The sequence below is a fragment of the Ureibacillus sp. FSL K6-0786 genome, from assembly GCF_037965165.1.
GTDB classification, from domain to species: Bacteria; Bacillota; Bacilli; order Bacillales_A; family Planococcaceae; genus Ureibacillus; species Ureibacillus thermosphaericus.
Genome location: NZ_CP150191.1, coordinates 2,198,810 through 2,217,448 on the forward strand (window position 1 = coordinate 2,198,810; position 18,639 = coordinate 2,217,448).

Annotated in this window: 20 protein-coding genes and 1 other annotated feature; of the genes, 9 read left to right on the forward strand and 11 right to left on the reverse strand. The window is 34.4% G+C overall.

The annotated features are described in order from the left end of the window. The first annotated feature begins 182 nt into the window (after positions 1-182). Positions 183-1,298 (forward strand): GAF domain-containing sensor histidine kinase, encoded by a 1,116-nt coding sequence (locus NSQ18_RS10805; RefSeq protein WP_016838170.1) that lies wholly within the window; start codon positions 183-185, stop codon positions 1,296-1,298. A 13-nt stretch (positions 1,299-1,311) separates the two neighbouring features. After that, on the forward strand, positions 1,312-1,962 hold the full coding sequence (locus tag NSQ18_RS10810) for a response regulator transcription factor (protein ID WP_016838168.1): 651 nt from the start codon (positions 1,312-1,314) through the stop codon (positions 1,960-1,962). A 115-nt stretch (positions 1,963-2,077) separates the two neighbouring features. On the opposite strand, the gene NSQ18_RS10815 is transcribed toward NSQ18_RS10810, so the two are convergent. Beyond that, positions 2,078-2,962 carry a cation diffusion facilitator family transporter gene (locus NSQ18_RS10815; RefSeq protein ID WP_016838163.1) on the reverse strand — a complete coding sequence of 295 codons (885 nt, stop codon included), beginning with the start codon at positions 2,960-2,962 and terminating at the stop codon, positions 2,078-2,080. A 75-nt stretch (positions 2,963-3,037) separates the two neighbouring features. Beyond that, positions 3,038-4,372 (reverse strand): hemolysin family protein, encoded by a 1,335-nt coding sequence (locus NSQ18_RS10820; protein WP_172597925.1) that lies wholly within the window; start codon positions 4,370-4,372, stop codon positions 3,038-3,040. A 416-nt stretch (positions 4,373-4,788) separates the two neighbouring features. Here NSQ18_RS10820 and NSQ18_RS10825 point away from each other — a divergent pair, with 416 nt between their 5' ends. The 4 genes from NSQ18_RS10825 to NSQ18_RS10840 all read left to right on the forward strand — a co-directional run bounded on the left by NSQ18_RS10825 (position 4,789) and on the right by NSQ18_RS10840 (position 8,932). Beyond that, positions 4,789-5,931, forward strand: coding sequence for a DUF445 family protein (locus tag NSQ18_RS10825; protein WP_168412584.1), 1,143 nt, complete (start codon positions 4,789-4,791; stop codon positions 5,929-5,931). An 18-nt stretch (positions 5,932-5,949) separates the two neighbouring features. Beyond that, complete coding sequence (locus NSQ18_RS10830) at positions 5,950-6,294, forward strand: YlbF family regulator (protein WP_016838160.1); 345 nt, start codon at positions 5,950-5,952, stop codon at positions 6,292-6,294. Between the two features lie 170 nt (positions 6,295-6,464). Next, positions 6,465-7,985 carry a coproporphyrinogen III oxidase gene (locus NSQ18_RS10835; protein WP_016838159.1) on the forward strand — a complete coding sequence of 507 codons (1,521 nt, stop codon included), beginning with the start codon at positions 6,465-6,467 and terminating at the stop codon, positions 7,983-7,985. Positions 7,986-8,140: 155 nt separating this feature from the next. Then, on the forward strand, positions 8,141-8,932 hold the full coding sequence (locus NSQ18_RS10840) for an HAD family hydrolase (protein WP_339288040.1): 792 nt from the start codon (positions 8,141-8,143) through the stop codon (positions 8,930-8,932). A 36-nt stretch (positions 8,933-8,968) separates the two neighbouring features. Here NSQ18_RS10840 and NSQ18_RS10845 read toward each other — a convergent pair whose 3' ends face one another. Next, the gene (locus tag NSQ18_RS10845) at positions 8,969-9,676 is read right to left on the reverse strand and encodes a TraR/DksA C4-type zinc finger protein (RefSeq protein WP_339288042.1); all 708 of its coding nucleotides are present in this window, start codon (positions 9,674-9,676) and stop codon (positions 8,969-8,971) included. A 171-nt stretch (positions 9,677-9,847) separates the two neighbouring features. Next, positions 9,848-11,467, reverse strand: a complete 1,620-nt coding sequence (gene serA, locus NSQ18_RS10850) for a phosphoglycerate dehydrogenase (RefSeq protein WP_016838156.1) — start codon at positions 11,465-11,467, stop codon at positions 9,848-9,850. Positions 11,468-11,617: 150 nt separating this feature from the next. Next, positions 11,618-11,849, reverse strand: a binding site (T-box leader). Between the two features lie 292 nt (positions 11,850-12,141). On the opposite strand from serA, the gene NSQ18_RS10855 reads away from it, so the two are divergent. Then, entirely contained in the window at positions 12,142-12,924 is a 783-nt protein-coding gene (locus NSQ18_RS10855; RefSeq protein WP_339288044.1) for an enoyl-CoA hydratase, read from the forward strand. Positions 12,925-12,980: 56 nt separating this feature from the next. Here the strand turns inward: NSQ18_RS10855 and NSQ18_RS10860 are convergent, their stop codons facing one another. Continuing rightward, entirely contained in the window at positions 12,981-13,166 is a 186-nt protein-coding gene (locus NSQ18_RS10860; protein ID WP_016838154.1) for a YhzD family protein, read from the reverse strand. A 171-nt stretch (positions 13,167-13,337) separates the two neighbouring features. Here NSQ18_RS10860 and yhaM point away from each other — a divergent pair, with 171 nt between their 5' ends. Beyond that, the gene (yhaM, locus tag NSQ18_RS10865) at positions 13,338-14,282 is read left to right on the forward strand and encodes a 3'-5' exoribonuclease YhaM (protein WP_016838153.1); all 945 of its coding nucleotides are present in this window, start codon (positions 13,338-13,340) and stop codon (positions 14,280-14,282) included. A 277-nt stretch (positions 14,283-14,559) separates the two neighbouring features. On the opposite strand, the gene NSQ18_RS10870 is transcribed toward yhaM, so the two are convergent. Beyond that, positions 14,560-15,432 carry a peptidylprolyl isomerase gene (locus NSQ18_RS10870; RefSeq protein WP_016838152.1) on the reverse strand — a complete coding sequence of 291 codons (873 nt, stop codon included), beginning with the start codon at positions 15,430-15,432 and terminating at the stop codon, positions 14,560-14,562. Between the two features lie 143 nt (positions 15,433-15,575). Between NSQ18_RS10870 and NSQ18_RS10875 the strand changes: the two genes are divergently transcribed. Further along, positions 15,576-15,680: a YjcZ family sporulation protein gene (locus NSQ18_RS10875; RefSeq protein ID WP_016838151.1), complete on the forward strand. Its 105-nt coding sequence runs from the start codon at positions 15,576-15,578 to the stop codon at positions 15,678-15,680. Between the two features lie 80 nt (positions 15,681-15,760). On the opposite strand, the gene NSQ18_RS10880 is transcribed toward NSQ18_RS10875, so the two are convergent. The 5 genes from NSQ18_RS10880 to NSQ18_RS10900 all read right to left on the reverse strand — a co-directional run bounded on the left by NSQ18_RS10880 (position 15,761) and on the right by NSQ18_RS10900 (position 18,534). Further along, positions 15,761-15,952: a hypothetical protein gene (locus tag NSQ18_RS10880; RefSeq protein ID WP_339288047.1), complete on the reverse strand. Its 192-nt coding sequence runs from the start codon at positions 15,950-15,952 to the stop codon at positions 15,761-15,763. Positions 15,953-16,036: 84 nt separating this feature from the next. Continuing rightward, positions 16,037-16,597, reverse strand: a complete 561-nt coding sequence (locus NSQ18_RS10885; protein ID WP_016838149.1) for a DUF3267 domain-containing protein — start codon at positions 16,595-16,597, stop codon at positions 16,037-16,039. Between the two features lie 123 nt (positions 16,598-16,720). Further along, on the reverse strand, positions 16,721-17,302 hold the full coding sequence (locus NSQ18_RS10890; RefSeq protein ID WP_184656237.1) for an HTH-type transcriptional regulator Hpr: 582 nt from the start codon (positions 17,300-17,302) through the stop codon (positions 16,721-16,723). Between the two features lie 185 nt (positions 17,303-17,487). Then, positions 17,488-17,853 (reverse strand): YtxH domain-containing protein, encoded by a 366-nt coding sequence (locus NSQ18_RS10895; protein WP_016838147.1) that lies wholly within the window; start codon positions 17,851-17,853, stop codon positions 17,488-17,490. 141 nt (positions 17,854-17,994) lie between these two features. After that, a complete protein-coding gene (locus NSQ18_RS10900; protein ID WP_016838146.1) occupies positions 17,995-18,534 on the reverse strand; it encodes a tryptophan transporter in 540 nt (179 codons plus the stop codon). Positions 18,535-18,639: the final 105 nt, after the last annotated feature.

The window sequence follows — 18,639 nt, forward strand, 5'->3', positions numbered from 1 at the left end:
AAAGATTTAATCTGTGCAGTTTGATTATAAATTGTTTTGACTTCGAAGTAAATGAATTCGAACGAATAGAACGATAAAGTTCGAGAAATTGGAAATTCATTCAAAAGTCTTAGAGTTGAACGAATGCGAGGGAATAAGGGGAATGTTATGATTAAACTACAAAGTGTTTGTTGAGGTGCTATATGGTAGTAAATGATCATTCCAATATTACATTATTAAAAGAAATTGCGGAACTGCTTAATGAAGAAACAGAATTAATACCAATGCTAAAAGGAGCACTTAAAAAATTTTTAGCAGGAACTAATTTTACAACAGGATGGATTTTCTTTATTAATGAAAAAGGAAAGATTAATCTTGTAGTCCACGAGAACTTGCCGGAAGGGTTATGTTACAATGACTGCCAATATTTAAAAAAGGGTGGTTGTTGGTGTGTTTCTCGATTCCGACGAAATGAACTAAAAAAAGCATCAAATATTATTGAATGTCAAAGAATTGAAAATGCCATCGAGGAAAAGGTGGGCGATACGGCAGGAATTACCCATCATGCAACGGTGCCATTACAATCGGGTAATGAACGGTTCGGAATACTAAATGTCGCTACTCCCAATACAGTTGTATTTACAGAAGAAGAATTGGAATTGCTAGAATCTGTAGCTTTTCAAATGGGATCTGCCATTAAACGTATTTGTTTAACGAAACAAGAACAAGAAATGGCATTAGTTCGAGAGCGGAATCGGTTGGCGCGCGACTTGCATGATTCTGTGAATCAGTTATTGTTTTCCGTTACGTTAACGGCTCGTGCTGGAATAGAGATGAGCGATAATATAGAAATTAAGGAAACCTTTAAAGAAATTCAAAATTTGACACAGTCCGCATTAACAGAAATGAGGGCTCTTATTTGGCAATTAAGGCCTCAAGGATTGGAAAGTGGACTAATCGATGCAATAAAAGCTTATGCAGAAATGTTAAAGATCAAATTAACGATCAATGTATCAGGAGTCATTCAATTTCCTTCAAGAGTAGAAGAAACATTATTCCGAATCACTCAAGAGGCATTAAATAATGTCCGAAAACATTCGGGCGTGATGGAAGCAACGATTTACTTAACGGTGACACAAACAGATATTTTACTCGTTATAAAAGACGAGGGTAGAGGTTTTAAAATTGATCAAAACATGAACATCCCTTCCATTGGATTGCAATCGATACGAGATCGAGCTACTGCAATTGGCGGCACAGCTGAATGGGTATCGGAGATTGGAAAAGGGACCGAATTGTTCGTTCGATTACCTTATTGAGGAGGGAAGCAGGATGATACGTGTTTTAATTGCGGATGATCATCATGTTGTTCGTAGAGGCTTATTATTCTTTTTGAAGACCCAAAAAGATATTGAAGTAGTTGGGGAAGCGAAAAATGGGATGGAAGCAGTTCGATTAGTGGAAGAATTAAACCCGGATATTGTATTAATGGACTTAGTCATGCCGGAGATGGATGGCATTGAAGCGACGAAACAAATTAAAGCGTGTTGGCCAGAAGTACAAGTTATTATATTGACAAGCTTTTCAGATAAAGACCATGTTCTTCCCGCCATCGAAGCTGGGGCAGCTGGCTATCAATTAAAGGATATTGAACCGGATGATTTAGTCAATTCCATTCGGCAAGTAATGCGTGGAGAAAGCATTATGCACCCGGTAGCCACAACACAATTGGAAGAATCATTAAGGGAGGAAGGAAATCTGCCGCATGTGAAAAACCCATTAACTCCACGTGAACAAGATGTGCTGGCGGAATTGACGAAAGGAAAAAGCAACAAGGAAATTGCATCGTCATTATTTGTTACAGAAAAGACAGTTAAAACCCATATTTCGAATATATTTGCGAAATTGGAAGTGCAAGATCGAACACAAGCAGCTCTTTATGCAGTAAAACATGGGTTAACAGAAGGAAGCGGGAAAATTTAAATTAGAGTTATGTCATTTGCGAAGGAAAGCATTTATAAAATAAATGATTAAAGGGAACAGTAGAATTTCGATAAAATGGATCTACTGTTCCCTTTAAATTAGTACTTCTGTGCTTTTAATCTACACCTTCTTCTGCCTCGTGAGGTTCAATATGTACAAGCGCTGTACAATTAATGTCAAATCGTTTAATCGTTGACTCGATATTTTCTGTAATGCGATGGCTTTCCCAGACGTTTAAATATGGATTTACTGTCACTGTCACTTCAATAAATGTTGCATTTCCGTGTGTTCTTCCTTTTAAATCCACCAATTCAATAACACCATCTACATTTTTTATTAATGTGGATAAAGTTTCGATTTCCTCGGTATCAAACGCATCTGTCAATGTTTGCACTGATTCCCAAAAGATTTCCAATGCAGTTCTAATAATAATCACTCCGATGATTAAAGCAGTAATGGTATCTATAATTGAATAGCCGATAATCGAAGCAAAAATACCGATGGCTGTACCAACGCTAACTAATGCATCGGAACGATTATCATAGGCAGCCGCTTTTAACGCAGAACTTTTAATTTTTTTAGAAAGAGCTAAGTTATATCGATATACCATGTACATGACAGCAGCACTGCCTAATGCAACAATAATGGTTAAAGTGGATGGCGAATTGCGAACAGGGTCAAATATGTTCATAATTGAGCTAAAGATTACTTCAAGTCCAACGACCATCATAATAAAAGAAGCCACTAAAGATGCAACTGTTTCGGCACGCAAATGACCGTATTGATGATTTTCATCAGGAGGACGTTGTGAAATTTTTAGACCAATTAAAACTGCTATAGATGCAATAATATCTGTAGTATTATTAAGACCATCTGCTTTTAAAGCTTCTGAATCGCCGATGTGTCCTATGATAAGTTTCATTGCGCTAAGAAATATGTATGCGCCTATAGATATCCAGGCACCTTTTTCCCCTGCTCGTAAATTTGTATAAAGCTCCACTTTTTTTCCTCCCTACAAAAGTTCCGAACATGACAAAACGACTTTCTTAGAAAAGAAAGTCGTTTTTGAAATACGTTATTCAGCAACTGAGTACAAGTCGAGTTCTTGTTCTTCTGGCAATTTGATGACTTCAATGTATAAAATATGGTGACCATCTAATTCTTTAATTTTGAATTCGTAACCATCATATACAAAACTGTCACCCTCAACAGCGTCGTAGCGTTGAGTCCAGAACCAGCCGCCGATTGTATCGATATCTTCATCATCGATATGAATATTCAACATTTCATTTACATCTTCAATTAACATTTTTGCATCTATAATATAATGGCCATCACTAATTTCTTGAACTTCAGGGATTTCGTCATCGTCGAATTCGTCTTGAATATCACCAACGATTTCTTCAATGATATCTTCGATGGTTACTAAACCGGAAGTTCCCCCGTATTCATCCATTAAAATTGCCATGTGTATACGATCATGTTGCATTTTTAATAAAAGATCGCTGATTGGAACAGTTTCAATTACTCGAATAATTGGTTGCATATATTCTGTAATTGTTTTTTCTGCATTTTTAGGATCTTTTATATATGCAGTTAATAAATGTTTTAAGTTGACTAAACCAATTACGTGGTCTTTATCGCCATCAATCACCGGATAGCGAGTATATTGTTCCACACCCATTACTTCAAAAACATCTTTTAGTTTTGCTTCCTTATCAATCGTTGTAATTTCTGTTCGTGGCACCATGATTTCTTTGGCCGTGCGGTCTGAGAATTCAAATATACTGTTTACATATTCAAATTCAGAATATTTGATTTCACCGCTTTTAAAGCTATCAGCCATAATCATACGAAGCTCTTCCTCCGTATGGGCTGTATCGGTTTCGTTAAATGATTTCACACCGAAAATTCTTGCCAAACCACGAGCAGACATGTTTAAAAGGTGAATGAAAGGATACATCACTTTATAAAATGTATACAACGCTCCTGAAAAATTAAGCGTTACCCATTCAGCTTTTGTAATCGCTAACGTTTTAGGCGCCAATTCACCTGCCACAACATGGATATACGTTACAATACTGAATGCAATAATAAATGAAAGAACTTCAGTGATAGGTCCTGTTACACCAATCCATTTAAATAATGGACTTAATAACAACTGTACAGTAGGTTCACCTAACCAACCTAGACCTAATGAAGTAATGGTAATTCCTAATTGACAAGCAGATAAATACTCGTCAAGGTTCTCAATTACCTTTTTAGCCTTAATTGCTTTTTTGTTTCCTTCTTCTAAAAGTTGATCAATACGCGTTACCCGAACTTTTACTATCGCAAATTCTGTGGCAACAAAAAATGCTGAAAACAAAATTAATAAGGCAAAAACAGCTAACTTAATGGTCAGCCCCACTATGTCTCCGTCCAAATACTTTCCCCGTTCCACGCCCGAATGAGGGGTGAAATGAGGAGTACACCTCCTACAATAAAATTAATTTTTAATAAGATAATCATAACGGATTTTTGAAAAAAATACAAATCATCCATCTCTGAAATTTTCAGAAGATTGTGAGTCGTTTTGTTATATATAGTATGCGATTTTGTAAATAAATTTAAATCTTTTGGGGGAAAGAATAATTTTCCTAAAGCAAGTTAGAGCTATTATTGGGAGGAAAAATAAATCGCGAAAAAAAGAAATAGTCCGTAATAACTTTCAATGTTCATGAAACAATAATGAAATATAATCGTATATAACAAAAGGTATGTTATTATTTATTTCGCAAAGTAACTTTTGTTAGTGAAATCATTGTGTTAGAAAAGAGGATATTAATGGATGTAGTACTATTAATACTATCTATGGCAATTATCGGTGCAATCATTGGTAGTGCAACAAACTTTTTAGCGATTAAAATGATTTTTAGACCATATAATGCGCTTTATTTAGGAAAATGGAAGCTTCCTTTTACACCAGGACTAATTCCAAAACGCCGCGGGGAATTGGCAAGACAAATAGGGGTGACGGTGCAAGATTATTTATTGACACCTGATGTCATCAAAAATAAATTATTCTCTCAAGAAATTCGATTTGGAATTTTACAGTTTGCACAATCAAAGTCGGAAGAATTGATATTTTTAAATAATAAAACACTGAAAGATTGGTTGGAACTAGCAGGAATAAATGGGTTGCCAGAAAAGATTGAAGGGCAAGTTGATGATTTTATAGAAAAACAATTTGTATCTTTTAAACATACTTTATCGACAAAATCGATTGAAGAAGTGTTGCCGGAAGATATTACAAAAACGATAAATCAAAAAGTACCAGAATTAGTGACAACCATCATTCAAAGAGGGGAAGATTATATTTTATCTTCCAAAGGAGAAATCACCATTAAAAATCTATTAGATGATTTTCTTTCTTCAAAAGGGACAATCGGTGGACTTTTCCAAATGTTTTTCAGCGATTCTTCATCCATCGTCTCTAAAATTCAACATGAGCTCGTTCGACTTCTTCGCTCATCTGAAACAAAAAGTTCATTAGTGAATATTATGAATGATGAATGGGGAAAAATAAAAAAACAGCCTATCATGAATTACCTAAATGAGATACAATTAGAACCAATACTAATAAATATCCAATCCTATGCCAAAAGAGAATTAGCTATTGAAGAACGATTCAATAAATCCATAAACTATTACTTTCCAAATGGCAACGACTGGGTAAAGTACGATTTGATGCCTAAAATTGTCGATAAGGCTTTGGAACTTGCTGAATCAAAACTTGAAGATGTACTGAAAAAATTAGACATTAAAGAAGTTGTTCGAGAGCAAGTTGACTCTTTCCCAATCGAAAAGTTGGAAGAAATCGTGATAGGAATTGCAAATCGTGAGTTAATGATGATTACTCTATTAGGCGGTTTCTTAGGAGGATTAATTGGTATCGTACAAGGTTTAATTGTACAATTTTTAAATTAATAGAGAGAAGGATTATAAATGAATCAATTTATGGAACTTATTCAAAAGTTAGAGACATCCATTAGTCAAACGGAAGCGTTTCAAAAATTAAAAGATACTGTTGACATTGTTCGTGATGATGAACAAGCAAGAACGATTTTCACTCAATTCCGCGATGTTCAGGTAAAATTGCAACAAAAGCAAATGCAAGGAGAAGAATTGCTAGAGGAAGAATATCTCTACTTCCAAAAAACTGCTCAACTTGCTCAACAAAATCCTAAAATTATGGCAATGTTAGAAGCTGAAATGGAATTAAGCCGTCTTATTGATGAGGCAAATCGTTCGCTAATTAAACCGATTCAATCCCTCTATGATGGACTATAAGATCGGTAATTGGACCGCACTGAATGTGTGGTCTTTTTTATTTCCATAAAAAACATGCATGATTTTATAGTCAATAAAGCCTTTCGCTGTTAAAATAAACAGGAACTAAAAATAAAAAAATCACGTAAACAAGTAAAAGTGCAACAAGTTCTATAAAGGAAGAGGTATGAATGAAAAAAATAATCATCCACGAAAGTTTCAAGCAAGACTGGATTAATGTTTTAACACATATAGCAAATCTATTTTTTGAAGATTGTAAGCTTTACGAAATCATTGAGGATCCGGATTTGTCTGTTCGTTTTCAATATAAAATGGAAAACAACGTGTATTACACTGCTAGTAAGTTAGAGGTGGATGGAAAAACGTTTATTAGCACTTATTCAAAAAAATATGATACGGATGGAACAGAAAAAGAACAAAATATTCGAATGAAGCGCGCATTATCTCACGTGCTGTTGGACGTGTTAGAGCAATATACTGGAATAAAGCAACATTGGGGGATTTTAACGGGAGTGCGACCAACAAAACTTTATCATAAATTAAGAAAACAAGGACTTACACGCAATGAAATTGCAGAAGTATTACAAACAGATTTTCGTGTATCCACTGAAAAAATTCAATTATTGGAATCGATTGTTGAGCGCCAATTAGCAACAATTCCCGATTTAGATGAGATTGGGAAAGAAATTTCTATCTATATCGGTGTCCCTTTCTGTCCGACGAAATGCGCTTATTGTACTTTCCCAGCCTATGCAATCGCGCCGAATCGAAAAACAGGACGAGTGGCTTCTTTCCTTGATGGATTGCATATCGAAATGAGAGAAATGGGAAAATGGTTGAAGGAAAATGATATGAAAGTGACTTCGATATATTGGGGCGGCGGTACGCCAACAGCAATCGAGTCGGATGAAATGGATGCCCTATATGAGACGATGTTTGAATCGTTCCCAAATCCTGAATCTATTCGTGAAATCACTGTAGAAGCAGGTCGACCTGATACGATTACACCGGAAAAAATAGAAGTGTTGAAAAAGTGGGGTATTGATCGCATCTCAGTCAATCCGCAAAGTTATACCGATGAAACGTTAAAAGCGATAGGCCGTCATCATACTGTACAAGAAACAATCGATAAATTTTTACTTGCTCGCAATTTAGGAATGAATAATATCAATATGGATTTAATCATCGGTTTACCAAATGAGGGAGTTGAAGAGTTTCAACATTCTTTGAATGAAACTGAAAAACTGCAACCAGAATCCCTTACTGTGCATACGTTATCTTTCAAACGTGCTTCCGAAATGACGCAAAATAAAGATAAATATAAAGTGGCTGATCGTCCAACGGTGTCGAGGATGATGGAAATGGCTCAAAAGTGGACTCGCGAAAATGGATACAATCCGTATTATTTATATCGCCAAAAAAACATTTTAGGTAATTTAGAAAATGTTGGATACTCTAAACCGGGCGAGGAAAGCATCTATAATATCGTCATTATGGAAGAGGTACAAACGATATTAGGTATCGGTTGTGGGGCAGCTACTAAATTTGTAAATCCCAAAACTGGTAAAATCACACAATACCATAACCCTAAAGAGCCTTATCAGTATATTTTATCTTTTGAAAATGCGATTGAGAAAAAGATTGAAATGCTCAATGATTTATATCGAGTGCAATTGAAAAATGAATGTTGAGTTACCCGTTAACGATAACACCTCCCCTCTATTACTGTGGAGGTGTTTTTTAAATGAACAAAATGTATAAATAGAAGTTCCAATTTCTATATAGCTAGAATTTCAATATATGCTAGAATAATAATTACTACAATCATAAATAGGAGAAGTTGGAAATGGCAATTACGACGATCATATTTGATTTAGATGACACGTTACTTTGGGATAAAAAAAGTATCAAAACAGCTTTTGAAAAAACATGTCAATATGCGGCAACGAAATACGATATAGACCCTGAACAATTGGAAGAAGCGGTACGCAAAGAAGCACGAAAGCTTTATGAATCCTATGAAACTTACGATTATACGGTGTTGATTGGTATTAATCCTTTTGAAGGTTTGTGGGGAACTTTTGATGATCCTACTGATTCATTCCAAAAAATGAAAAACATTGTGCCGAATTATCGAAAAGATGCTTGGACAAACGGTTTAAAAGTGTTAGGCATTGATGATGAAACATTCGGCGCTGAGCTCGGAGAACGTTTTGTTGAAGAACGGAAAAAACATCCTTTTGTTTATTATGATACGTATCAAGTTCTTGATGCATTAAAAGGAAAGTACCAATTAGTACTATTAACAAACGGTGCACCAAGTTTACAAAACTTAAAATTAACTTTAACACCAGAAATCCGCCCTTATTTCGACCATGTGATTATTTCTGGTGACTTTGGAAAAGGAAAGCCTGATGCATCTCTATTTGAATTTATGATGGAAAAGGCCGGCATTACTGCGGATGAAGGGATTATGGTAGGCGATAATTTAAAAACAGATATTTTAGGCTCATCTCGGGTAGGCATGCGAAATGTTTGGATCAATCGGGAAAATAATCTGCAAAACCCTGATATCCAACCAACTTACGAAGTTTCATCATTAACGGAATTTTTACAATTAGTTGAAAAGCTTTCATAATAAAATGAATGCGAGACATATGCCGTCTCGCATTTTCTATTCTAAATAATCATATTTACTTGCTTCTTCAATTTCTCTTTTTGACATTGGAAAAGGTATTTCATCCTTCGTCGATACATGGAAAGACTGGGGTTCATCGTTATTTGCGTATTCTTCAGGGTCGTCATATAGTTCATTGAAATCTTCAAAATCCCCTTCAAAATCTGATGGCGTTTCAGATGTACCGTATTTTGCAACCACTTGGAATGTATCTTCAAAATCTTGAATTACCCCTTCTACTTCTCTTTCAGCAAAGGAATTATCGACAGGAGGAATCAGTAAATCTTCTTCTACTGGTCGATCAGTAGGGATGTTTTTTGCATCTGCATGTTCAATACAGAAGGAGGTATATGGAATAGCTGCTAATCGATCATATGGAATTTCTTTTTTACATACTTCACAAACTCCATATGTACCGTTTTCAATTTTCTCTAAAGCAGCGTTAATTTTAGCTAATTCATCTTCTTGGTGAACTTTTAAAGATAAATCCTTTTCTCTTTCGAAAAGTTCTGTTGCTATGTCTGCAGGATGATTGTCGACTGTTGATAATTCATCAATAGCGTCTCGTAAGCTGCCACGGTCAACAAACTCGTCATCTACAGATTGATTTTTTAACAACGCATGTTTTTGTTCAATCAGCTGTTTTTTTAGCTTAGCAATTTGTTTTTCCGTTAAAATGGTCATCACGTCCTTTCGTTCATCCATAGTATGAACAGAAAAATGAAATTTAAAGGAGAAAACAAAGTTGGAAAGTTTTCTATCGGAAGTTTTTTGGGCAAAATAATATACAGGCAATGGTAAAATTCCATTGCCTGTATATTTAGGGACACAAAGCACAATTCTGTTCTATCTCACCAAGTAGTCGTGCCGGGCAGCTTAAAGAGTAATTGCTTTTACTTCATCGATATTTTCTAATTGTTCTACGTAAACTAAATCTTCAGGAGTTACTTCATTATCGATTGAAAGAATCATGACAGCAGCACCGCCAACTTGTTTACGTCCCACTTGCATTGTTGCAATGTTGACGTCTTTCTCAGCAAGTTTCGTTGCAACGCGGCCGATTGCTCCTGGTTTATCGATATTTTTAATGTATAATAAGTGACCTTCTGGAATAACATCTACAACAAAGTTTTCTACTTTTACGATACGAGCTCCAAGACCGTTTAGAAGTGTACCTGCAACACTATGTGTTTCATTTTCCGTAATTACTTCAACAGTAATAAGGTTAGTAAATCCTTTTGCTGTTGTTGTTTTATTTTCGTTAATTTTTACGCCAACTCTTTCTGTTAAATAACGTGCATTTACGTCATTTACATTTTCGCCGTGAGTTTTCTTTAAGTAACCTTTTAATGTATTTGCAGTCAATGGACGTACATCGTAATTTGCGATTTCACCAGCGTAGAACAAATTAATTTCTTTTAATGGTTCTGTTGTTACTTGTGATAAGAAAGCACCTAGTTTTTCTGCTAATTCAAAGAATGGTTCAACTTCAGCTAGCAGCTCTTTTGGAATTGATGGCATGTTTACAGGGTTTGTAACAGTACCAGTTTTAAAGTATTTAATAATGTCGTTAGAAACATCTACTGCTACAGATTCTTGTGCTTCAACTGTAGATGCACCTAAGTGAGGTGTAGCAATCACTTGTGGTAAAGTTAGCAATTTATGATCTGTAGCTGGTTCTTCAACGAATACGTCAAGAGCAGCGCCTGCTACTTTTCCTTCCACGATTGCATCATATAAATCATCTTCGTTGATGATTCCACCACGTGCACAGTTAATAATGCGTACGCCAGGTTTCATAAGAGCGAATTTTTCTTTATTAATCAAATTTTTCGTTTCAGGTAATAGTGGCGTATGCACAGTGATAAAATCAGCTTGTTGGCAAATTTCATCAACAGTTGCTTTTGTTACACCAAGTTCTTTCGCTCTTTCTTCAGTTAAGAATGGATCATATGCCATAATATTCATACGTTGTCCTTTTGCACGGAAAGCCACTTCTGTACCGATACGCCCCAAACCGATAACACCTAACGTTTTGTTTTTCAATTCAACCCCAACGTAAGTTTTGCGATCCCATTTTCCATTTTTTAAAGATAAATAAGCTTGTGGAATATGGCGAGCAAGAGAAGTCATCATCGCAATGGTATGTTCAGCAGCAGAGTTTGTATTTCCATCTGGTGCGTTGACTACAATAATACCGTGTTCAGTTGCAGCTTGTAGATCGATGTTATCTACTCCTACACCAGCACGACCAATTAATTTTAAATTTTTTGCAGCTTCAATTACTTCACGAGTCACTTTCGTAGCACTGCGCACGATTAATGCATCAACATCTTTAATTTTTTCAATGAGTTCTTCTTGTGAATTCCCAGTATCCACAATGATTTCTAAATTCAGATCTTTTTCTTCGCGCAATGGGAAAATACCGTCTTCACTTAATGGATCCGCAATAAACACTTTAATTACATCTGTAGCTGTAGTTGCTTTTGTAACCATTTAAAAAACTCCTTTTTCATTAATATTTTTTAATAAAGAATTAAAGACAATAGCCAACTATCGAACAATTGCAACAATTGTTAGACTTTCTCGATAAAAAGACCCCTTCCATTTTTTTAGGTATTAAAAAAAGCCTTCCACCCCCTATAAATTAGGGGCGAAAAGCTGTCATATCAACTTCACGCGGTGCCACCCTTTTTCGTTGCCTAATTCAAGGCAACCTCAAGTGATGCGTAACGTGCATTAACCGGAATTGGCTTACTTATTTGTTCAGCCATTCTATTCAGGAGTGGAACTACAAACGCCAGAAACACTGATTTGCACCAACCATCAGCTCTCTGAGAATCTGAACGTAAGAGCATGTCTCCGTCATAATATTTTGACTCTTATTAATGTGTTTCCATAATAAACTGATTGTTCATTAATGTCAACTAATTTCCTAAAATGATTAAAAAATTTTAATGAAAACGCTTAAATTTTTCGTTAATTAACGAACATTGTATTTGTTGTTTGTTGTTAATATTCGTGTTTTTATTGTTATTTTATGTATAAAGATTTTTTAATTGATGAATATACATTTATTGTTGCTAAAATTTGATTGTCTATGTTCGAAAGGAATTTTTTCCATCTAAGTAGAAGTAATAATTGTACATCAAAATTAAGGGGTGGAAGAAATGGCATACGAAACAATTGAATTAAGTCGTAATGATCGTCTTGCTGTGCTCACATTGAAGCGTCCACAAGCGATGAATGCAATGAATGAAGTAATGTTAAAAGAACTGGCGGATTGCTTTGAACAGTTACAAGGCGAAAAGGATATTCAAATATTAGTTATTAAAGGGGAAGGGCGAGCATTCTCTGCTGGAGGAGACATTAAAATGATGCTTCAATCAGAGCAATTGCAAGAGTTTCATGATATCATGGATTCGATTTCCCGAATGATGCTTGCTTTCTATCAATTGCCAATGATTACGATAGCTCAAGTACATGGTGCTGCAGCAGGTCTTGGATTCAGCCTTGCCATTGCATCAGATTATGTCATTGCTGAAGAAAATAGCAAGTTAGCTATGAATTTCATAGGAATTGGCCTCATCCCAGATGGTGGTGGGCATTTCTTTATGAAGGAACGAGTTGGAGTAGCAAAGGCAAAGCAAATTATTTGGGAAGGCAAAGTATTGAATGGGGAAGAAGCATTAAACCTTGGATTAGTGGATGCCGTTGTAAAGGATGGAGAAGCGCAAAAATACGTGCAACAATATACAGAGAAAATTTTATCTTCTCCTATTTTAGCGATGCTTGAGACAAAACAAATTTATCATACTGAGCGCCTTTCTGAATTAAATAAAGTGCTGGCAAAAGAGCTGGAAGCACAAATAAAGATGAGGAATACGAAAGACCATTTGGAAGGCATTAAAGCCTTTGTTGAAAAGCGTCCCCCTCAATTTATAGGGCAATAAAAATAAAAATTAGCTGGAGGTTGACTATTTATAGTGAAAAGCCAACCTCCAATTTTTTATACATGGAATAAAATGATTTTTCCTGAAGAGTTTACGAGTCGATGCGTTTTATCTTGAACCCCTTTTTCTTCAATGCGTTTTTGGCCTTCTATTATGGCTTCTTGTTCATTTTCAAATTCCCAAACTTCATTAAATAATAGTTCCCCTGATTTTTCGTAAGCCGTGAAATAAAAATTTGCCATTTTCATCCCATCCTTTTTTGAAAATTCAATTTTATTATACAACAAAAATAAAGCAAGTTTATAGAATTATAATTTATGGATTCTAACATCGAATCAAGTTTAAACAAATGGTACAATGAAAAATGAACGATTAATTTGAACGATGAAGGGAAAGAAAAGGGAGTGTCGGATATGCCAGGTATTACTCAACTCCAGCCAGGAGATGCAGTGAATCAATTTTTGCTTATTAAACAAGCAACCAAGGGAGTAACAACGGTGGGTAAGCCTTTCATGACGCTCATTCTCCAAGATAAAAGTGGCGATATCGAAGCAAAGCTTTGGGATACGAATGAAGAGCATGAAAAAATGTACCAACCGCAAGTGATTGTAAAAATCGGTGGAGAAATCCATGAATATCGCGGTAAAAACCAACTTCGCATAAAACAAATTCGACTAGCAAAACCGGAAGACGGGATACAGATAAATGATTTAATTCCTTCTGCTGCAACACCAAAGGAAAAATTATTTGAAGAGTTAACCCAATTTTTCTTTGAAATTAAAAATCCCAAAATTTCTAGAATCACCCGTTTTCTAATGAAAAAATATCAATCGGAATTGACTGTTTTCCCCGCAGCCTCTAAAAACCACCATGATTATGTTTCTGGATTATTAGATCATATCGTGCATATGTTGAGATTAGGGAAGGCAATTTGTGAATTATATCCAACATTAAATAAAGATTTAGTTTATGCTGGAATTATATTGCATGATATAGGGAAAGTGAAGGAATTGTCCGGCCCCGTATCAACAACATATACGGTAGAAGGAAATTTACTAGGTCATATTACAATCATGGTTGATGAAATCGGGCAAGCGGCAAAGGAATTAGGAATTGAAGGAGAAGAAGTGATGGTATTACAACATATCGTTCTTTCTCATCATGGGAAGGAAGAATGGGGAAGCCCGAAAAAACCGATGATTCAAGAGGCGGAAATTTTGCATTATATTGATAATATTGATGCGAAAATGAATATGCTAACGAGGGCATTAAACAAAACAAAGCCAGGAGAATTTACGGAACGTATATTTGCGCTGGATAATCGTTCATTTTATAAACCAAAATTTGAAGAATTTTAATATTGAGTGGATGAACAAAAAGAGGGGACGAAGAAAGCAATGGGTTTTCTTCGTTTTCTTTTTTCTTTAAGGAATGTTATGACATGTTATCATAAGATAGTATTTCTTGATTCACGATGATGTACTTTGATATAACAATTATTCGATAGTGAATGGTGGAATGCTACTGAATTCGGTAAATTATTTTTTGAAAAAATAAATGGTGCTGGGAGGATTCGCCAGCACCATTTTTAGCATGAAAAGGTGATCTTTCAAAACATTTCGTACTTAATCTGTATTATTCTTTTTCTTTAGAATCTTCTTCAGTTAATAAAATTTGTGAAAATGCATCTTTTAAGTCTTTATCTTTTATTTCAATTTTCGCTTCTTTCACTAACTCTGTTAATTTCGCTGCAAATCCGCCTTTCATGTTAATTAATTCTTGGCGAATTTCATCTTTTTTCTCTTCTAAAGTACCATAATTTTCAACTTCACGTTTGTCCAAAAGTTGAATGATATGGTAGCCGAAATCTGTTTTAACTGGTTCGCTAATTTCATTTACTTCTAATGCATAAGCAGCATCGTTAAATTCTGTTACCATTGTTCCAACAGTAAACCAGCCTAAATCGCCGCCTTGTTCAGCGTTGGCAGTGTCTTTAGAATATTCTTTCGCTAATTCAACAAAGTCTTCACCTTTATTAAGCTTTTCAAGGACTTCTTTAGCAGTAGCTTCGTCATCCACTAAAATATGGCGAGCATGCAATTCATATTTTCCTTGGTTATAATACTTTTCAATTTCTTCATCTGTTACTTCGATATCCTTTTCAGCTTTTTCTTGTAATAAAGTAAAGCGGATATTTGATTTAAATTGCTCTTCCGTTAATCCTTGTGATTGTAAAACGTCTTTGAAAGAATCTCCGAATTGTTCTTTATATTGATTGAAGCGCTCTTCTACTTCTTCGTCTTTTACTTCATAATTATTTTCTAGAACATGCTCAATCACTACTTGCTCTAATAACATGCTACCAGCTAATTGTTTAATTTCATCATAGAATTCATCTTTTGTGATGTCGCCATATTTTGTAGAAACCACTACTTCATTACCAGAGTTGCAAGCAGATAATGTAAATACGGATGTTGCTAATGCAATAGCTAAAAATGTTTTCTTCATAAATATACTTTCTCTCCCTGTCTTTAAAATCCAATTGTAACTATAACATAAACGAATAAAAATCTAAATGGTTGCACTAATATGTTTGCCTAAGTAGCCCATTACCTACTGCATAATATAGGCATTAGAAAGGAGGTGTCGTTATGGGTCAAAGTTATGGTGGTGGATACGGAGGTAGCTCCTGGTTCGCGCTATTGGTTGTGTTGTTTATCTTATTAATCATTGTTGGTGCAGCTTACATGCATTGATTACAGTGAATTGAGCTAAAGGAATTCCTTTAGCTCTTTTATCTATATTGAACTATAATTGTAACCTACATCTCCTCTTATTAAAAATTGATGGCAACATACACCTCAATATAAAAGGATATTAGTAAAATCGTTACTAATATATTAATTGTGCTAAAAATTTTTGGTTGTTTTTCTTCAGGTATTTCTTTTTGCATACATAGTGCATATGTCATTTTGTTAATTTGGAATAAATAAAATACCGAGAATAGCACTACAATTAACAGTAGCAAGTCTATTCCTCCCCTCTATCACTTCATTTAAGAATAACAAAAAGTGGTACCATCCCACAAGTGAGTAATTGAATATTTATCGTTTTAATTGTTGGGAATGTTTGAAAAACTAGGAGGAACTAGAATTTCATAACCTTTAGGTGTTTCCTCTATTACAGCATTTTTTGGTGCTTTCACCAAATGTATAAAATATAATATGTCTACTAAGCAAATACCACAATGATATCCGAGTAGTAAACAAGCGTAATGTGAATAATAGGGAAGGAATATTGCTACAAGTATAAGTAAAGTATTTACAATAATAAATGGAGTTAAAAGAATAAACATATATCTTTTTTTCGGTAACATTTTTTTAATTCGAATTTGAACTATGGGAATCAGTTTAAACTCAAATCTCCATTTTAATTTAACCGATTTGCGATAAGAAAACAGTGAATAATAATGAATTAGCTTATGCAGCGGGTATAAAAGTAAACAAACTAATATAAATAATGGGAAATGATGAGCATCATATATTAATGGACGGTTTGCACCGATGATAATAAATGAAAAAGAAAAAACAAGAATAAAAATAATGATTGCATAAAATACAAGGCGAGGTGTACGATATTCTCTTTTTATGTTAATCGTTTTCCAACAATGCATATTTGCAATACTCCTCTATCTGAAATTAAGAAAATTGTAAAACAAACTGAATTATTATGCTAATAATTTTGCAGACAAAAGAAAAAAGAGTGTACCTAATACACTCCCCATAATCCCCAATTGCTATTTATTCATTAATATTTCATTTTTAATAACTACTTCATGCGTATCTTTTTCTTCTATAGATTCTTTAAAATTTTTGAAAGATCTCTCAAATATTTCGATAAAATCTTCCCCGTAAATATTTCGAATAATTGCCATAACGTCTAAAAATTCTGGAAATCTACCATACAATTCTTTCAATGCTAGAGATCCTTCCAAAATAGAGTGTTCCGTATCCAAGTAATGATCATACATACGAATCACTAGCTCTGCTCCCTCAGGAGTGAGTTCAACATACGTATTGCGCTTGTCATCATCGCGCTTTGAAAATTTAAGAAGCCCGCGCTCTTCTAATTTCTTTGAGAAGTTGAACGCAGTTGATACGTGCATTACCCCAAACCTTGCAACATCTGAAATTGATGCACCTTGCAAATGGAAAGCAATCCATAAAATGTGGTGTTCGTTAATGTTTAAATTAAACGGTTTAATCCATTGTTGCCAGTCTTTTTCGACGGCTTTCCACAAAGCTTTTGAAAGTTGGGCAATTCGTTGGCTATAAATCATAGCCTCTTTCAACGTATAAGATTCTACAGACAATTTGATTCACCTTCTTATTATAGGATTTTAAAATATTATAGCAATAAAAGAAAAAAGTTTAAAGTTAGAAAAAATAAATAAATGAAAAGTGATTAATAAATGTTATTTTTTAATAAAATTTGAAAAAATAGTGCTAAAAACACATTGTTGTTTAGTTATAAAGTCCTGGATATTATTATACTGAGTATATTTTAACCTTTTTTGATTTGTGAAAGATTATTCTCGATTTCGCTTAGGCTTTTCTGTAATTGTTCCAATTCTTCTTTTAAATTTTGTGAACTTGGTTGAACATCTTGTGTAAATTGTGAAATGGAATTTTTTACATCGAATAATATTTGTGGAATAGTAATTTTCACTTCATTTGTTAAAGTGGAGATCCCATTTTTTATGTCATTGATTTGATTATTTAATTGACTCATAGTTGTTTTTAAATTTTTGGAAGTAGTCGCGATATTCATTCGTAATTGATTGCCTGTTTGTGGAGTTGTGAAAATTGCAGTCGTAATTCCTGCAATGACTCCAGCAGTTAGTCCGATTAAAAATGGTTTTGCACGCATTGAAAATCTCTCCCTTTTTTTGTAATTAGTATGTAAAGAAATTGTCTAAAATATTAATTCTTGTACTTATCCATATTAAACCAAAATGAAAGAAAATAAAAAAGCTATCTAAGTAAAACTTAGACAGCGAAATATCCAATATTATGATACTTGTGTAACAGAAGTTTCGAATTTGGAACGCATTAACAAACCTTTTAAAATAGGATAAATAATTGCAAATGCAATGATATTTGCAATCGTTGCAGGAATTACTCCCGTTACAAACATAATGCCAAAAGCTGCTGGCATTTCGCCTACTAATAATAGCAACATTGATAAAAATACAGTTCCTGATAACAACGTTCCTAATCCAATCAAAATACCGTAAGCTACAACATTTTTTGCAAATTTATTTACTAAAAGTACTACAACAAAAAAGATAAAACCTGTGGCAAATTTATCGATGATATTTGGAATGAGTGATCCTGGAATTGATGAGAATAAACCGGAAAGAACACCAGTTACTACTGAAAGGATAAAAGTATCTCGAACAGTAGGGAATAAAATAATCCCGACAAACATCATCGTTAACATTAAATCTGGCTTAATTCCACCACCGATTGGAACTGGTGGCATCACTAAATAAAGAGCTGTACCGATCCCCACTAAAAGGGCCATTAACACTAAATTTTTCGTTTTCATAATAAATCTCTCCTCTACTAAACTATGCTCTACTTTCCTAACGTGCCCTCAAGCCGTTAGCGAAAATATATAGTATGATTGTAATCTTAAAAGAAATAATTTTCA

What these genes read in the sequence shown, in the direction of transcription:
- NSQ18_RS10805 (WP_016838170.1), top strand. Translation starts at nt 183, where the DNA reads ATGGTAGTAAATGATCATTCCAATATTACATTATTAAAAGAAATTGCG.
- NSQ18_RS10810 (WP_016838168.1), top strand. Translation starts at nt 1,312, where the DNA reads ATGATACGTGTTTTAATTGCGGATGATCATCATGTTGTTCGTAGAGGC.
- NSQ18_RS10825 (WP_168412584.1), top strand. Translation starts at nt 4,789, where the DNA reads ATGGATGTAGTACTATTAATACTATCTATGGCAATTATCGGTGCAATC.
- NSQ18_RS10830 (WP_016838160.1), top strand. Translation starts at nt 5,950, where the DNA reads ATGAATCAATTTATGGAACTTATTCAAAAGTTAGAGACATCCATTAGT.
- NSQ18_RS10835 (WP_016838159.1), top strand. Translation starts at nt 6,465, where the DNA reads ATGAAAAAAATAATCATCCACGAAAGTTTCAAGCAAGACTGGATTAAT.
- NSQ18_RS10840 (WP_339288040.1), top strand. Translation starts at nt 8,141, where the DNA reads ATGGCAATTACGACGATCATATTTGATTTAGATGACACGTTACTTTGG.
- NSQ18_RS10845 (WP_339288042.1), bottom strand. Translation starts at nt 9,676, where the DNA reads ATGGATGAACGAAAGGACGTGATGACCATTTTAACGGAAAAACAAATT.
- serA (WP_016838156.1), bottom strand. Translation starts at nt 11,467, where the DNA reads ATGGTTACAAAAGCAACTACAGCTACAGATGTAATTAAAGTGTTTATT.
- NSQ18_RS10855 (WP_339288044.1), top strand. Translation starts at nt 12,142, where the DNA reads ATGGCATACGAAACAATTGAATTAAGTCGTAATGATCGTCTTGCTGTG.
- NSQ18_RS10860 (WP_016838154.1), bottom strand. Translation starts at nt 13,166, where the DNA reads ATGGCAAATTTTTATTTCACGGCTTACGAAAAATCAGGGGAACTATTA.
- yhaM (WP_016838153.1), top strand. Translation starts at nt 13,338, where the DNA reads ATGCCAGGTATTACTCAACTCCAGCCAGGAGATGCAGTGAATCAATTT.
- NSQ18_RS10870 (WP_016838152.1), bottom strand. Translation starts at nt 15,432, where the DNA reads ATGAAGAAAACATTTTTAGCTATTGCATTAGCAACATCCGTATTTACA.
- NSQ18_RS10875 (WP_016838151.1), top strand. Translation starts at nt 15,576, where the DNA reads ATGGGTCAAAGTTATGGTGGTGGATACGGAGGTAGCTCCTGGTTCGCG.
- NSQ18_RS10885 (WP_016838149.1), bottom strand. Translation starts at nt 16,597, where the DNA reads ATGCATTGTTGGAAAACGATTAACATAAAAAGAGAATATCGTACACCT.
- NSQ18_RS10895 (WP_016838147.1), bottom strand. Translation starts at nt 17,853, where the DNA reads ATGCGTGCAAAACCATTTTTAATCGGACTAACTGCTGGAGTCATTGCA.
- NSQ18_RS10900 (WP_016838146.1), bottom strand. Translation starts at nt 18,534, where the DNA reads ATGAAAACGAAAAATTTAGTGTTAATGGCCCTTTTAGTGGGGATCGGT.